General features: G+C 41.4%; 16 protein-coding genes and 1 pseudogene. 14 read left to right on the forward strand and 3 right to left on the reverse strand.

What is annotated here, in order from left to right; translation table 11 throughout:
• Positions 1 to 81: 81 nt before the first annotated feature.
• From QOX44_RS00205 to QOX44_RS00235, 7 genes are read left to right on the forward strand one after another with little or no spacing between them, the layout of a single operon-like run.
• Entirely contained in the window at positions 82 to 870 is a 789-nt protein-coding gene (locus QOX44_RS00205) for a hypothetical protein (protein ID WP_283680632.1), read from the forward strand.
• A 17-nt stretch (positions 871 to 887) separates the two neighbouring features.
• The gene (locus QOX44_RS00210; protein WP_283680633.1) at positions 888 to 1,301 is read left to right on the forward strand and encodes a hypothetical protein; all 414 of its coding nucleotides are present in this window, start codon (positions 888 to 890) and stop codon (positions 1,299 to 1,301) included.
• 49 nt (positions 1,302 to 1,350) lie between these two features.
• Positions 1,351 to 2,073: a Cas9 inhibitor AcrIIA9 family protein gene (locus QOX44_RS00215; RefSeq protein WP_283680634.1), complete on the forward strand. Its 723-nt coding sequence runs from the start codon at positions 1,351 to 1,353 to the stop codon at positions 2,071 to 2,073.
• 22 nt (positions 2,074 to 2,095) lie between these two features.
• Entirely contained in the window at positions 2,096 to 2,647 is a 552-nt protein-coding gene (locus tag QOX44_RS00220; protein ID WP_283680635.1) for a DUF7666 domain-containing protein, read from the forward strand.
• Positions 2,644 to 3,174: a hypothetical protein gene (locus tag QOX44_RS00225; protein ID WP_283680636.1), complete on the forward strand. Its 531-nt coding sequence runs from the start codon at positions 2,644 to 2,646 to the stop codon at positions 3,172 to 3,174. Before QOX44_RS00220 ends, QOX44_RS00225 begins: the two co-directional genes overlap by 4 nt.
• On the forward strand, positions 3,113 to 4,786 hold the full coding sequence (locus tag QOX44_RS00230; protein ID WP_283680637.1) for a PcfJ domain-containing protein: 1,674 nt from the start codon (positions 3,113 to 3,115) through the stop codon (positions 4,784 to 4,786). Before QOX44_RS00225 ends, QOX44_RS00230 begins: the two co-directional genes overlap by 62 nt.
• A gap of 57 nt (positions 4,787 to 4,843) precedes the next feature.
• A complete protein-coding gene (locus tag QOX44_RS00235; protein WP_283680638.1) occupies positions 4,844 to 5,716 on the forward strand; it encodes a sarcolemmal membrane-associated protein in 873 nt (290 codons plus the stop codon).
• 204 nt (positions 5,717 to 5,920) lie between these two features.
• Here the strand turns inward: QOX44_RS00235 and QOX44_RS00240 are convergent.
• Positions 5,921 to 6,637, reverse strand: a pseudogene (locus QOX44_RS00240) (IS110 family transposase); the annotation flags it as partial.
• Between the two features lie 295 nt (positions 6,638 to 6,932).
• On the opposite strand from QOX44_RS00240, the gene QOX44_RS00245 reads away from it, so the two are divergent.
• Both QOX44_RS00245 and QOX44_RS00250 read left to right on the forward strand, forming a co-directional pair.
• Positions 6,933 to 7,175, forward strand: coding sequence for a hypothetical protein (locus QOX44_RS00245; protein ID WP_283680639.1), 243 nt, complete (start codon positions 6,933 to 6,935; stop codon positions 7,173 to 7,175).
• Between the two features lie 219 nt (positions 7,176 to 7,394).
• Entirely contained in the window at positions 7,395 to 7,580 is a 186-nt protein-coding gene (locus QOX44_RS00250; RefSeq protein WP_283680640.1) for a hypothetical protein, read from the forward strand.
• 78 nt (positions 7,581 to 7,658) lie between these two features.
• Here QOX44_RS00250 and ltrA read toward each other — a convergent pair whose 3' ends face one another.
• Positions 7,659 to 9,050 carry a group II intron reverse transcriptase/maturase gene (ltrA, locus tag QOX44_RS00255; RefSeq protein ID WP_283681000.1) on the reverse strand — a complete coding sequence of 464 codons (1,392 nt, stop codon included), beginning with the start codon at positions 9,048 to 9,050 and terminating at the stop codon, positions 7,659 to 7,661.
• Positions 9,051 to 9,096: 46 nt separating this feature from the next.
• Positions 9,097 to 9,237, reverse strand: coding sequence for a hypothetical protein (locus tag QOX44_RS00260; RefSeq protein ID WP_283680641.1), 141 nt, complete (start codon positions 9,235 to 9,237; stop codon positions 9,097 to 9,099).
• Positions 9,238 to 9,574: 337 nt separating this feature from the next.
• On the opposite strand from QOX44_RS00260, the gene QOX44_RS00265 reads away from it, so the two are divergent.
• The 5 genes from QOX44_RS00265 to QOX44_RS00285 all read left to right on the forward strand — a co-directional run bounded on the left by QOX44_RS00265 (position 9,575) and on the right by QOX44_RS00285 (position 14,267).
• Entirely contained in the window at positions 9,575 to 9,889 is a 315-nt protein-coding gene (locus QOX44_RS00265; protein ID WP_283680642.1) for a hypothetical protein, read from the forward strand.
• Between the two features lie 16 nt (positions 9,890 to 9,905).
• Positions 9,906 to 12,068 (forward strand): PcfJ domain-containing protein, encoded by a 2,163-nt coding sequence (locus QOX44_RS00270; protein ID WP_283680643.1) that lies wholly within the window; start codon positions 9,906 to 9,908, stop codon positions 12,066 to 12,068.
• A 16-nt stretch (positions 12,069 to 12,084) separates the two neighbouring features.
• Positions 12,085 to 12,480: a hypothetical protein gene (locus tag QOX44_RS00275; protein ID WP_283680644.1), complete on the forward strand. Its 396-nt coding sequence runs from the start codon at positions 12,085 to 12,087 to the stop codon at positions 12,478 to 12,480.
• A gap of 382 nt (positions 12,481 to 12,862) precedes the next feature.
• The gene (locus tag QOX44_RS00280) at positions 12,863 to 13,060 is read left to right on the forward strand and encodes a helix-turn-helix domain-containing protein (protein WP_283681001.1); all 198 of its coding nucleotides are present in this window, start codon (positions 12,863 to 12,865) and stop codon (positions 13,058 to 13,060) included.
• A 109-nt stretch (positions 13,061 to 13,169) separates the two neighbouring features.
• Entirely contained in the window at positions 13,170 to 14,267 is a 1,098-nt protein-coding gene (locus QOX44_RS00285; RefSeq protein ID WP_283680646.1) for a tyrosine-type recombinase/integrase, read from the forward strand.
• Positions 14,268 to 14,278 lie beyond the last annotated feature (11 nt).

Raw genomic sequence — 14,278 nt, forward strand, 5'->3', positions numbered from 1 at the left:
GGCTGCATTGGCTGCCCTTTGGTATCCAGAAGAAAGCGGGAAAAAGAATTTGCAAGGTATCCTAAATTTAAAGAAGCATATATGAGAGCATTTGCCCGGATGCTGCAGGAACGCCCGCCAAAACCGATTCAGGAAACGAGTTGGAAAAATGCAGAGGAAGTCTATCAATGGTGGCTTTACGGAACGGTAAAAAAAGAGCAGCAGGTATCGGGGCAGTTAAGTCTCAACTTGCCGCAGGAAGCAGGGAGTGTGAAAGATGGGAAAATAAAAGAGAATGAGAAACAAAGGTGGATGAATGTATATGACCGGCAGCTGGAACGATGGAACCGGGTTTGTCAGTATGGAGATCCAACCAAGATGTGGGCGGATGGTGTGACGCTTAACCATATCCGGTTGAAGTTGATGCAGACGCAGGCAGAGTTAAAGAAGTATGATATTCTGGTATCCATTCCTAAGATACAGCCGGATGATTATATGGCAAAAGCTGATCAGATACGGCAACAGGCAAATGACAGTCTGAAGGTCTACACCAAAAATCCAGATTATCAGTATCTATGTGAAGTAGAAGGCTGCTTAAATGAATCTCAACAGAGAAAAACACAGATAGCCGTAGCACTGGGAAAAATTCGAAACCTGGCGCGTGCCATCAAACAGGATGATCTTGTAGTGATGCGTGAATTTGGTTCAGAGGAACGGCTTGAACAGCTGCTATCGGAAACAGCTGTACGGGTCAAAGGCTGCATGCTATCTGGTCGAAGCAGAAGCTGTCAAAAATCAAAAGCACAAAAAATACAGCGAAAGGCTGAACAAGAGCCGGAGGCAGATGGCCAGATTGAAGGTCAAATGAGTATTTTTGATTTGGCATCTTAAAGATAAGGAGGAAACGAATGGTAGATCAAAAAGAAATAGCAGGTATTTTTAATGATTTCAGAAATCTGTATATTGGAAAAAGCGAGCTGGGAATCCGGCAGCTGTTGGAAAAATACAAGAACCATCCAGTGCTTATGGGACTGTTTTCTAACATGGATGAAGCCGTAAAACTCCAGATCCCGCAGACTATGAAAGAAGTTTATGATTTTTATAAGAAATACCGTGGCAGGGAGTTGGAAGATAAGGACTGGGAAAATGTGTCTGAAGAAGCAAACAGAATGATCAAAGAAAAAGATAATAATTTCTGGTATCGACGAATGGTATTGGAAATGGTAACTCTTCTGGATAAGGACGACCATGAACGCCGCCAGATTGCAAAGGAAGTAGAAAAAGAAATGGAGGCTGCCATTCAGGAAATGGACGCAGCATAAACGTGTACAGGAGGGGATTCCCCCTCCTGTTTTGGTAAAGGAGGATTTTATGTTAGAAAAGATGATCAGCACTATTTCAGAATTAAATGTAGCTGCCCTGCATCTGCGTGGAATAGGGGATATAGATGGCGTAAAAAAACTGGCAAAGGAATGGGCCGTACCCTATCAGCAGGCAATGGATTTTATACAGGGAAAGCGGTACCGTCTGGCAGATGTTCCGATAACGGATCGATATTTTGAGACAGCAACTGAGAAGCTGTGGGAAGAAATGCTCCTTCTGGATGACCGAAGCTTTGCCGGAGTAATTGGGGAATATGTAAGTTCCCTTTGCAGAGAGGATGAGAACCTGCATAGTCAGGTCTTGAAAAAACACAAATCTCTTCAGCATTGTCTGGATTATGTAACCGGAAAAGCCTATGAGGTTGCCTTGGCACAAGCGCAAGCAAAGGGAGCAGAGAGGCTTACGGAAAATACAGGACTTGCCCTTTCCGAGCGTGAAGTGTTCCCCTGGGTACTGGAATATTACAAGAATGCTGATGAAGACAAGGCAGAGGAGAAAAAAACAAAAGAAAGAGAGAAAATCCTCTCTGAGTGGCAGAGAAAGGAACCGGGTCTTTCTGGAAAGAAAACCGCAGTATCAAAATCCGGTAGGGGGAAAGCCAAACAGACAGAAAAAAAAGAGACATCTTCTGCAAAACCAGAAAAAGCTGTAAAACAGGAGACGAAGAAAAAAGAGGATTTCGGGCAGCTGTCGTTGTTTGATATGCAGTAAAACGGGAAGGAGGAAGAGCAGGATGTTGGCCTACAAAGGGTTAAATAAGGATTTGACTTGTCTGGGATACCAGTTTTTTCCGGACAAGGTCAATGTAACGGAACTGGCGAACTGCAGGGCAAACGGTTTCCATTGTGCAGAAGATCCTCTGGATTGCCTGTGCTATTACAGGGACTGGAAAAATTCAGTTTATTATCTGGTTCAGGCAGAGGGGGATTTGGACGAAGATGGGTGGGACAGTAAGATCGCCTGTACCCATATGCGGCTTCTAAAAGAGTTATCCATAAAAGAACTGCTGCTGCATGGACTTGCGTATATGGCACGTCACCCGAAACGAACCTGGAATTCTTATGTAATAAAGGAAAAGGGAACTGCTGGAAATGGATTTGTAATAGTCAGAGGGAAATCCCCTCTGGCTTCCGGAAAGAAAGGAGATATTCTTGCCATTGCAAAAGAAAAACAGAATAATTCAGAAATTCAGGACGCAGGGCTGTTTGTCATAGACGGTGAGCAATACCGGGAAGATGTCTGGTATGACGTATATGGAGAGGAAAGGAGTCCGATAGTCTTATGAAAAAGAGAATGCTGTTAACATTTCCGGTTCTGGGGCTGACGGAAAGAATGAAAAAGGTGCAGGAAGGACAGCCAGGGGTACAGGAAGCATCCTCCGAAAAAAACTATGGATTTCTTCGTACAGCCATAAAAGACGAAATCTTATATCTGGAAGTGTATCTGCAAAAGCAAGCGGTGCAGGAAAATGCTGCTCCACATTACCGGGTCTTTTTTGATAAAGATAAAAGGGATTTTATCACTTATACTCCAGCCATACAGCAGTGGTCCGGTGCAAGACTTGATAACCTGCTGGGAATATGCGATTTCTATATAGAAGATATGATGATAGAGCAGAAAGAAAAAGAATGTCTGTTGCACTATCTTGAAATTGATTCCATACAAAGATTGTACAGGTGGCAGCAAGTCTGCCGGGAAACTACAAGAATGGAAGGCTATGAACGCAGGGCAAGAAAATGGGATGCTGTTTTTGAAAAAAATCCATTCGGTTCCAAAAGACTGGGAGCGCTGGTTGTTACGCCATGTGATTGATGACCACTATGTATTGTATGAATACAGGGAAAATGGTATTACAACCGGTATCTGCAGCCGCTGTGGAAAAATACAGACCTTGGATCACCCAAAATACAATGGCAGTGGAACCTGTAAGAAATGCGGCGCAATCATAAGCTATAAATCAGTGGGGAAATGTCCCCGCATAGTAACTGAAAGTTATGACGCACATCTGCTGCAAAAAATGGAGAATAAGGTGGTATCCAGACAGTTCCGTGGATTTGCGGTTTTTGACCCGAAAAAATGGGAAAAACCAAGGCTGCATTTTTGGGAAGAAAGACGGATTCTGATCGAACGAGATGGAACAATGAAAGCATATTCTTATGAGGAATACAAGGATAAAAAAATGCACTGGATACCTGCAAGATTATCGGGTACAGGGACAGAATACTACTACCACAATCCGTATCATTATAGCGCTCAAGGCCGGGTGTACAGGCGCACGCTTCCTGCATTGGAGGCAGGGCCGCTAAAACATACGGGAATAAGAATAGCCGCAGAAACCGGCATGGAATTTGCTCCGGAAGCATATCTTACGGCAGTGCAGCGATACCCGATACTGGAAAAAATCAGAAAAGCAGGACTTTTGTCCCTTTATCAAGAGTATTTGATAAACTGGGCTGTCCTTTCTCTGGAAGATAAAGGAGAACTGCATAAAAGCCTTGGCATCCGAAGAGATCAGTTAAAACAGCTGAGAATACAAAACGGAGGCTCCGCATATCTGGAATGGCTTCAGTTTGAACATGCGCAAGGAAAGGATCTTGCAGAAGAAATCCGTTCCTGGTTCATGAAAAATAAGATTCAGCCGGAGCATCTGTCCTTTATTCAAGATCGTATGTCCCTGATACAGGTCAAACATTATCTTTGCCGACAGAAAAATCTTATGGCAGGAAAATCGTATAAGGAAATATTAAGCGTGTGGAAGGATTATCTGCAAATGGCAAAGGTCTGCGGGATGAATACCAAGGATGCGATCATATATCGGACGGGTAATCTGGAAAAACGCCATAATGATCTGGTTTTGTTGATAGAAGAAAAAAAGAATAAACAAGATGCGCAGGAAATTCTGAAACGTTTTCCAGAATTGAACGATGTATTAAAAACCCTGAAAGAAAAATATGAATACCGGGATGATACTTATGCAGTAATAGCACCAGATGATGTAACGGATATCATACAAGAAGGAAATACACTGCACCATTGCATCAATAAAACCGATACTTACTTTGAACGGATTGTAAAAAAAGAATCTTTTCTTCTGTTTTTGAGAAAGACAAATGATTTAGAAACGCCTTATTATACGCTCGAAGTGGAACCGGGAGGAACTATACGGCAGAAGCGGACCGAATATGACCGGCAGAATAAAGATCTGGAAAAAGCAAGTATTTTCTTGAAACAATGGCAGCATGTAATTCGAAAACGGCTGGAACAGACGGACCATGTGTTGGCTGGAAAGAGTCGGCTGCTTAGAATGCAGGAAATTAAAAAACTGCGAGAAGATCAAGTGGCAATCCATCAGGACATATATCATGGTGAATTACTGGCAGATATTTTGGAAGCAGATCTTATGGAAATAGAAGAAGCAGCATAAACGTGGAGAGAGCAGGGGATTCTGCTCTCTCTATTAAAAAGGAAGGATCAAAAGGAGATGGAACAAAATACATTGACGGAAATGCTTCAGCTTGCTGGATACACAGATACCAATTATCCGAAATATGTAAAAATACCGGAAGGATCTTATGGAAAGGAAAAGCTTGATAATATTTATGGTGGTTTTGAATTTCGCACGGACTATCTGGTAAAAAGGAACTATCGGACAGACTGCGGTTTATCCGTAAAATTTGAAAACTGTATCCGCCATATGTCCTACATGGGGATAGAGTGGTGTGCTGAAAATGATAACCCGGTAATCCGATGTCCTTTTCGGAAAACCGGCTGTAAACAGAACCACCCGCTGTTGGCAGATGATCTGACACAGTTTTGCTTCTGTGCTTGCCATATGTCAGAAAATTATGTGTATGATAACAGTTTGGAACGGATATTAAAGGAAGAGGAGCAGGAAAAACAGGCAAAATATGTGGCATATCTGGAAATGAACAAAGCAGTCTGTTCTGCCCATATGTTTTATGATACTGTAAAAAGAGAGTGGGATTTCCGGTATGATCCAATACGGTGTGCCCTGTCCTGTACGTTTGCGTATTGTCCGGTTCATGGGTATAGTCTGATTTCCGGCAAAGGGAACATTTACTATGATGTCATGGTTTCGACCAGACGGAAGGATGGAAGTATGTTCGATGGACAGCCGATAGTGGCTATTTATAAAGGAAAACGCTTTTTAAAACGTCCGGTTTCCCTGAAAATTTGTCAGAAAGCGCTTCCTTACTGTGAGCCAGAGATTTATCGTCGGGAGTGGTGGAATGGATATTCCATACAGAAGCAGTATGATCCAGATCTGGAGATTGCTATTAAAAATATCCGAGCCTGCCGCAGAGATATAAAAAATCCGGCAGCAGGGATATGATGCTTTAAGGGAGGAAGAAAAGCGTCTGGTACAAAAGAAAATGAGTCCGGAAAAGCTCTTTAAACTGGAGCAGGAACATGCTGCGTATGGACAGCAGTTATCATTAGCCGAATGGATGGATTTGTAGATTTTTGGTTGGATGGAAAGAGAGATTCTGGTATAATTAGAAATATCCAAGCCTGCAAATAAAAAGTCAAGCTAAAGTTTAAAGAACATTGAAATGAGTTCCTTTGCTTTCCCATAGATTTCTTCGGCTTTTGATTTGCTGAAGTTGTACTTTCTGCAGCTGCACCACTTCTGATAGTGGTTTGTAAAAGCGCTCAGAGACATCTTGCGGACACAATCCACATGCCAGTGAGTGTCAATGAAATCTACCCATTTTTGGCTGCCGTCTTCACGGGCAGGACTGTCGAAATAGGTGTTGGCACCGGGATATGTCTGATCGATGAGACCGATCAAGTTATTCTTCATGGCAGTTTTGTGTTTCATATAGAAATCAAACTGGCGGTTCATGGTTTTGAGTTGAGAACGTAATTCATCCATAAGATTATACTGTTTCAGATTTGCCCAACTGTCAAGAGTGTAGCGTGCGATTTTTACAGAATCCGCCTTATCGGTCTTGATTTTACGTAGAGGATTGCCCTGCCCTTGAAACTCATGGATAATCTGAGGATTCACAGCACTAACAAAGAAACCGGCCTGGGATAGTTCACGGGCTACCGGTTCATAGTAGCGGCCGGTGCATTCCATAACAATGCGTGTTTCACCATCCAGATCCATGATAAGCTTCTTAAGCGATTGGAAATCAGCAGACAGATGTGGTACATCAAAGGGCTTTACAACAACCTTTCCACCGGGGCGGAGAATTGCCACTGTACTTTTCCTCTTGGAGACATCAATCCCTACTGCGTTCATGTTCATAAAAATGTCACTCCTTACTTAAGATTGCAATTGGTCAGTACCAGTTTTACTCATTGCCCATTCAATCTACTGGGGTGTGACACGAACGCACTCTGAAGGCGGCTCAACCTGCATAAAACGAACGCTGCGAATGAAGAGCTGGTTAGCAGACTTGTGTACGGGCGCGAGGCCCAAGGAGGTTTCCGCTATACCAATTGCTCTTATCATTCTAACAGCTTAAGCAATAAGATGGATAACATCCTAGCTGGATGTTAGGAATATTATTTGAAATATATTGTAGTAGGAGGTTGATAAGATGGAGGGAAAATATTTTTTTAATGGGAAAGACATTACGATGAATATATGTATTCAGATCCGAGATGTTATTGACATCATCATGGAAAAATATGAGATGAATTTTCCGGATGCTGCGTATGCATTTTATCACTCGAAAACGTATAAGGCGCTGCAGAATACCGAAAATACACTTTGGGCAGAATCAGCAGGCTACATTGCCGATCGTTACTTTGAAGAAGGAAAGATCGTAAAACCGGAATAATTTGAAAGTAAATCATTGACGAATGGGTCATCCTGTGATACGGTTTAAGTGTAAGTATTTTGCATGGGACATCCATGATACAGCGTTTTTGTTCCGGTATTTTCCGGAAGTAAACTTTGATTCAGCAGAAACTGAATGAAACATACAATGGCATCAAAAATCATGTTCGTATGGTTTTTGGTGCCTTTTTGCGTTGTACCAAAAGAAAGGAGGGGTAAGATGACGGATGAAGAACGTGTGGAATGCTGCCAGAGAGAAATATTCCGTTTGCGGAATGTTGTTAGGAATCAATACACGCTCATGCAGCAATTTGAAGAGGAACTGATCCAGGCTATGGAAGAAACCACTATGCCGGGGCTCTCACGGGCATTGGAAATCTGGAAACAGGTCACAAAAGATGCTTAGCAGCAAAATCGAGTAGGAGGCGGTGATTAGCCGCCGTCCTCTCACACCACCGTGCGTACCGTTCGGTACACGGCGGTTTCAATAGTTGATGTGCAGAGACTGATAGGCTGTGGCTAAATCATAGAAGCCCCAGTTTATCAGTCTTTCTTTTGTTAATGCTCTTTTGACCACACCCGTGTTAGACATCCTCCAGTAGGATTTTCTGCTGTATGCTCCTTCGCATGCTGCCCACTCTGATAACCCCAGTCCTATCAGCTTTCTCCTCCTGGTCTTTGGCAGTTTCCACTGTTTCCAGATACACATCCGTATCCGGCGGTACAGCCATCCGTTCACGCTTTCGATATTGTTCTTCATATCCGCTATCCCATAATAGTTTAGCCATCCTCTCATGTAGACTTTTACCTTTTCCATAGTTCGGACGACACTTCCGCACTTGCTCCGGGAAGTGAGCCTGCGCAGTTCATCCTTGGCTTTCTCCCATGACTTTCCATGGACTCGGATATAGATTCCTTTTCCGTTCTTCCCAAAACAGAAGCCAAGGAACTTAAAATTTCGGATTGCGAATACACTGACTGTCCGGCTCTTTTCCCGGTTCACTCTCAGTTTCAACGTTTCCTCCAGATATTTCGTGCTGGATTCCAGCAGTCGCTCTGCGGCCCGTTCGCTTTTCGCCAGCAGTACGATATCGTCTGCGTAGCGGATGCATGGCACACCCCGCCTGTGAAACTCCCAGTCGAATTCATTCAGATACACGTTTGCTAAGAGTGGAGATAGATTTCCTCCTTGCGGGGAGCCTTCCTCCGTCTCTGTTACAACACCGTTTTCCATCACTCCGCTCTTCAGATATCGCTTTACCATCTGTACCACTCTTTCATCTTTTACCTGTTTCCTCAACTGGTTCAGCAGTATCGTATGGTTCAGCGTATCAAAGTATCTCGACAGGTCGAGGACGACTGCCCTCGTATATCCCTGCTCGATGTACTCTTTTATCCTCCTGACAGCGTCTTTTGCCCCTCGACCCGGACGATAGCCATAACTGTCCTTCGAGAACAGAGGTTCATAGATTGGCATCAGCTGCTGTGCCATGGCCTGTTGGATGATGCGGTCTATGACAGTAGGGATTCCTAGCTTTCTTGTCCCTCCATCCGGCTTCGGGATCTCCACTCTCCTGACTGGGGAAGGGCTATATTTCCCCTTCCTGATTCTTTCTACCAGTTCGTGATTATTCTCCCTCAACCATGGTAACGCCGCTTCAATAGTCATCCCATCAACTCCTGGCGCTCCCTTGTTCGCCTTCACTCTTTTGTAAGCTCTGTTCAGGTTATCCTTATTCAGTATCTTACTTAGGATATCTGGCTCTGCACTGTCCCTTTCCTTCCATATCCGGTTGAATGAGCGGTGCGCTCTCACATACCCTTTGCGTTCCGCGCTATCTCTTTGTGAGCAGCTTTCTCTGTTTTCTGTACCCATTCTGCCCATTCCTCCTTTCCCAGTCGTACGAAAGACTCCTATTGATTCAGCCCTTCGCTGAAAAAAAATCAACTACTATGGCCTCTGCTGACTTCTGTACGTTCAGCGTTACCTTCCGATAACGGTTACTCTTTTCAGAGCGTTCCGTACAGACCTCCCTGGGTACCACACGTTTCTTTCCCTCCATCCATCTGCCGCATTTACTGCACATGATTCCGTGTAGTTATCGGGCTTCATCTTGTCTTGCAGACTTACCCTCATGTACAGCCTTATATGCGATTTCTGTCCGTCAGACCAGAGGTTTGCCCGTGGGTTAGTAAGTTTCCCACATCTGGCTTCCTTCAGATTCCATCTCACGATGGACACCCTTGCCTTCGGCTATATCCTTCCCACTACCGGGCGAATTCGGGACTTGCACCCGTTAGAAACGTGCGCCGCCAGGCGCACAAGAAAGAAAGGCGCAGCCATCATGGATAACCGTGATGGGGGGCGCCTTTCTATTTTGATGAAAAAGGAGGAACTGAATGGAAAACATTATGATGACAACAACCGAATATCTTCTTTATTTAAGAGCACGAAAAAAACAGATGGAGGATTACATTCTGGAATGCCTGAAGAACGCAGAAGGTCAGTCTATGTCTGAAACAGAGATTTTTACTTTGGTAGAAGAAAAATTTCATTGCGAGCTGCCAGTGGATGATAAAGATCAGATAATTCTAAAGGGTATTTTGAGAAACCTTTTGGATTGGTTTGAGGTGCAGGAAGTTCTTATTCCGATTATCATACGGTCTGAATCTGGTTATCAGTTTTCAGGAAAGAACAACGAAACAGCCGCTTGAAATGGAGGAAAATTAAGTGAAGAAAAAAGAATTATCCGCATTGACTAAGCCAACGGCAACACAAGATATCATACAGATGGCGAAAGAGGATAAACCAGAGGAGATAGGGTTCGGGAACCATATGCGGTACCGGTATCACCATGAATTATATTTAGTTGCGGAAGTAGAAGAAGAAATATTGAAAGTTTCTATGTTCCTTCCGGAGTATTTGACATTAGGTGGAAAAAATCCGATTTACACTTTATTTGCAGACAAAAAGAGAGACACCTTTACCGGATACCATGTTATCCAGCAAAAATGGACAGATGCCATGCTGTACCATCTTGATTTCATTTGGGGTGGAACTTGTAAAGCGTATTGTAATGAAGCTAGTACAAAGTGCATACAGGAATATTTGGGGATGAACTTACATCCATATGAGGCAATCCAAACATTCCAACAAGGTGTTCGAAGAAGAAATATTTTAAAAAAGCATAAGAAGCTGACAGATCAATGGGACGCAGTGATGCGGGGAGTACCCAAAATCCCAAAAAGTTTTGAGCATTGGATAAAAAAGACGGGACTCAGAAAACATTTCATTTTTTATGAATACACCAGAAAAGGGGCGGATAAGGGATATTGTACCTGGTGTGAAAAAGAGGTTCCAGTGATTCGTCCAAAGCATAATCAAAAAGGCAGATGCAGCTGCTGCGGAACCGATATTCAATATAAATCTGTGGGCCGATTGAAAAAACTAATCACAGAGGAAGACAGCGCTTATTTAATTCAGAGATGTAATGATGGCATTGTAGTGCGGGAATTTACGGTTCGCATGATGGTGAGTATGACATCCTATCAAAAGCCGATGATCTGCTGGCATGAGAGAAGACGGTTTGTATATACGAAAGAACACAATGGAGAAGAATTTTATTATGGTTATGACCGCACAGAAGGAAATAGGCGGTGGATTCAAGGTGAATTACGTATGTTTTGTGGTGCTGGTTATCCAGAGTATGTTTTTTTCAAAAGAGGCAAAGTGTTTACCCGAAATCTGTCACAGTTGAATAAAACCGTTTTGAGAAAAACGGGACTTCCGGAATACATACGGAAGAATGACTGTATGAATCCCTGTGCATATCTGTCAGAGCTTTGTGAACAGCCAATTCTTGAGCAGATAGTTAAGGCGGAGTTATTTTGCATCGCAGAAGAAATGGTGGTTCAAGAAAGAACCGTGTCATATAGGCCGGCAAAGGAACTCGGAAAAGCGCTTCTGATTGACCGTTTCCGTCTGGAACGGCTGCGGAAACAGAATGGAGGGTCGATTTATCTGCAATGGCTTCGTCTTGAGAAAGAACAGAACCGAGTTATTTCGGATGAAGTGCTTATGTGGATGCAGAAAAAGAATATTCAGCCGACAGATCTTACATTTATCAGTGACCGTATGAGTCCGCAGCAGATCAAAAATTATCTGGAGCGACAATCCCTGGAAACAGGGGAAAGTATCAAGGATCTGCTCATTACATGGCATGATTATCTTATTATGGCAAAACGTTTTGGTATGGATGTGACAGATCCGATTGTCTTTCGGGCACGTGAATTGGTACGCAGGCACGATGAACTGTTGGAACGCTTAGGAAATGTGGATATGGTAAAACAGGCTGAAGAACTGGAAGAAAAATATCCTCTTCTTTCGCAGGTTTGTGAGGAATTGAAAAAATATGAGTATTCTAACAAGGACTATCAAATTATTGCTCCGGAAAGAGTAGAGGATATTTTGATTGAAGGAAATGAATTAAGGCACTGTATCCATCAAGTGGAAAAATATTTTGAACGGATGCATAAGCGGGAATCTTATATTTTGTTTTTGCGGAGAAAAGAGCAGCCAAAGAAGCCATATTATACACTCGAGATTGAACCAGATGGAACAGTACGTCAAAAACGGACAAGGTATAACCGGCAGGAGGAAGACATTGAATTAGCAATAAAATTTCTAAAAAAATGGCAGGTTCAGCTGCAGAAAAAAATATCCTTAGAAGACAGAGAACTTGCAAAACAGAGCCGCCAACTCCGGGCAAAGGAGATTGATGAGCTTCGAGAAAAACAGATTAAGATTCATGGTAATTTTAATGGCAAGTTGCTTGCAGATCTTTTGGAAGAAGATTTGATGGAAGTCAGAGAGGAAGAATTGATCGCTGCTTAGGCAGGAGGAATACATATTGAAAAAACAGTTAAAAATTCTTGCAAGGGATATATGCAGGGCTGGAAAAGAAATTGCATATGACAAAATTTGTAAGGAAATCCAGCTTGGATACAGAAACAATGTCATCACGATTGTCAGTGACAGCAGTTTTGAGGCTATTTATATTGGAAATTTGAGCACATCCTGTAAGATGGGCTATATGGCTCTCTACAGAAAAAATACGGAGAAAAGAAACAGTTATCCTAATAGTTGTAAGATTGCAAAGTTACTGGAGAAGGTCGTTGCAAAAGAGCGGCTTGACGAAGGGGAAGGAAAAGCCGCTTATTATGACTGGCCGGAATTTGGTGGTATGGAACATCAATTGGAATATTTTTCAAGAGTAGTTCAAAATTTGACCACTCTGCAGAGATGATTAGTTTGGCAGAAGCAGGTGTGAGCCTGCTCTGCCAGCTTAAAAATTTAAAATGATAAAAAATTAATACAGAAAATCTATAAAAAAGACTTCTTTTTGATAAGAAAATAAAACCAATAATCTCATATAGGATTATTCATGTGCAGTCTGAGGAAGGAGGAATTTTATGGATTCGATGGATAAGGTTATGCTGTTTTTAATGGTAATTGATTTTTTACTATTATTCTTAACCACTCCTTTATTTATAGGTATGTTTATTTTCACCGTATTAACCATATGATAAGACAAAAACAATTCAAAAAAAGCAAGTTTATAGAGGATTGATGCGTATGTACAAATTGAACTTTTACAGTATTTTACTAAATTATTTGGAGGTGAGTATATCAATACAAAGTATAAAGAAAAACGCGTATATGAAGTAGAAGATATTCAAGAAATTTTGAATATCGGTAGAACGAAAGCTTATGCATTTATACAAGAAGTATATCACGAACAGAAGCCTTTTAAAGTTATTAAGATAGGAAACATTTATCGTATTCCCAAAGCATCTTTTGACCGTTGGCTAGATGAGTGCAACTAAGCCTATTAGAATTCTTTTCGTATATATTGACACACATAAATCAATTATGTTACGGTGATTATATGGTAAACGATGCATATAAGCACCTGCTGAATAGGAGGTAGTTTATATGGAAAAATCAATTATAAACAATAAAGGAGCTGTATTTTATGAAAATGGTACATGGAATTTTATAACCAAAACGGTAAATCGCAACAATTATACAATTGAATATGAGAAAAAAACAGGTTTTTCTTCTGTTGAGAAAGCGAAACAGGCCCAGGAGCAAGAAAGTAAACGATATCAAGATCAAATAGTAAGAGTAAAAAGTTTGACAAATATGCGGTATACTTTTTTTGAATATCTTGATTACTGGTATCAAAAAATTTACCTTCCAAATTCTGACAGTCAGCTGAAGATAGTTTATTCTTGGACAATTTACAATATTATTTTTCCAATGGCTCCAAAAGACATTTTAATTGGTATGGTATCTTCTGATTATTTAAATGAACTTTTGAACAGTTGTAAAGATTATTGCAAAAGTGCAGGTCCTATAATAAATAAAGTACTCAATGTATCCTTAAAGGATGCTATGGATGATGGTCTTATTTCTAATGATCCATTGAAAAACATGAAAAAATATTATTGGGATGTGCCAGCAATGATTGTATACTCTAAAGAACAAATAAAAATATTACTTCAGGCAGCTTATGAGTACCATTCTATCTATTTAGAAATCTTACTTGCTTTATTTGCTGGATTGCGAAAAGGTGAAATTTACGGATTGAAATATTCTGATTTTGATCCGAAAACTCAAACAGTCAAAATAGAGCGTCAGATTACTAGAGATTACGAAATAACTGTAAAAAATCATTCTACTTTTAAAATCATTAATTCCAAGCAATTGGTAAAACCACCGAAATCTTTATGTAGTTATCGAACTTTGCGTATTCATAATATTATTTTTCACGAATTGGAAATTCGAAAAAAGGAGAATATGCAGTTGTTTGAAAAGCTTGGTAAAGATGAGCAGGAATGGAAAGAATATATTTGCATTGGAAAAAAAGGGCATATCAAAAGCGATGGAACCTGTAATGAGGGGCTGAAACGGATATGTGAACGAAATGCACTTCCTAGAATTTCTATGCATGATTTGCGGCACCCTTATGTCAAGCCCACGACAAAAAAATATTTATTTTTTCTTGTCCCCATGATCCAGCTTTCTTGATAGGGATTTTG

Origin of the sequence: Parablautia sp. Marseille-Q6255 (assembly GCF_951230155.1) — a bacterium.
Taxonomy (GTDB): domain Bacteria; phylum Bacillota; class Clostridia; order Lachnospirales; family Lachnospiraceae; genus Choladousia.

Coding starts and splice junctions, on each gene's coding strand:
- QOX44_RS00205 (WP_283680632.1), top strand. CDS start 82: ATGAGAGCATTTGCCCGGATGCTGCAGGAACGCCCGCCAAAACCGATT.
- QOX44_RS00210 (WP_283680633.1), top strand. CDS start 888: ATGGTAGATCAAAAAGAAATAGCAGGTATTTTTAATGATTTCAGAAAT.
- QOX44_RS00215 (WP_283680634.1), top strand. CDS start 1,351: ATGTTAGAAAAGATGATCAGCACTATTTCAGAATTAAATGTAGCTGCC.
- QOX44_RS00220 (WP_283680635.1), top strand. CDS start 2,096: ATGTTGGCCTACAAAGGGTTAAATAAGGATTTGACTTGTCTGGGATAC.
- QOX44_RS00225 (WP_283680636.1), top strand. CDS start 2,644: ATGAAAAAGAGAATGCTGTTAACATTTCCGGTTCTGGGGCTGACGGAA.
- QOX44_RS00235 (WP_283680638.1), top strand. CDS start 4,844: ATGGAACAAAATACATTGACGGAAATGCTTCAGCTTGCTGGATACACA.
- QOX44_RS00245 (WP_283680639.1), top strand. CDS start 6,933: ATGGAGGGAAAATATTTTTTTAATGGGAAAGACATTACGATGAATATA.
- QOX44_RS00250 (WP_283680640.1), top strand. CDS start 7,395: ATGACGGATGAAGAACGTGTGGAATGCTGCCAGAGAGAAATATTCCGT.
- ltrA (WP_283681000.1), bottom strand. CDS start 9,050: ATGGGTACAGAAAACAGAGAAAGCTGCTCACAAAGAGATAGCGCGGAA.
- QOX44_RS00260 (WP_283680641.1), bottom strand. CDS start 9,237: ATGGAGGGAAAGAAACGTGTGGTACCCAGGGAGGTCTGTACGGAACGC.
- QOX44_RS00265 (WP_283680642.1), top strand. CDS start 9,575: ATGGAAAACATTATGATGACAACAACCGAATATCTTCTTTATTTAAGA.
- QOX44_RS00285 (WP_283680646.1), top strand. CDS start 13,170: ATGGAAAAATCAATTATAAACAATAAAGGAGCTGTATTTTATGAAAAT.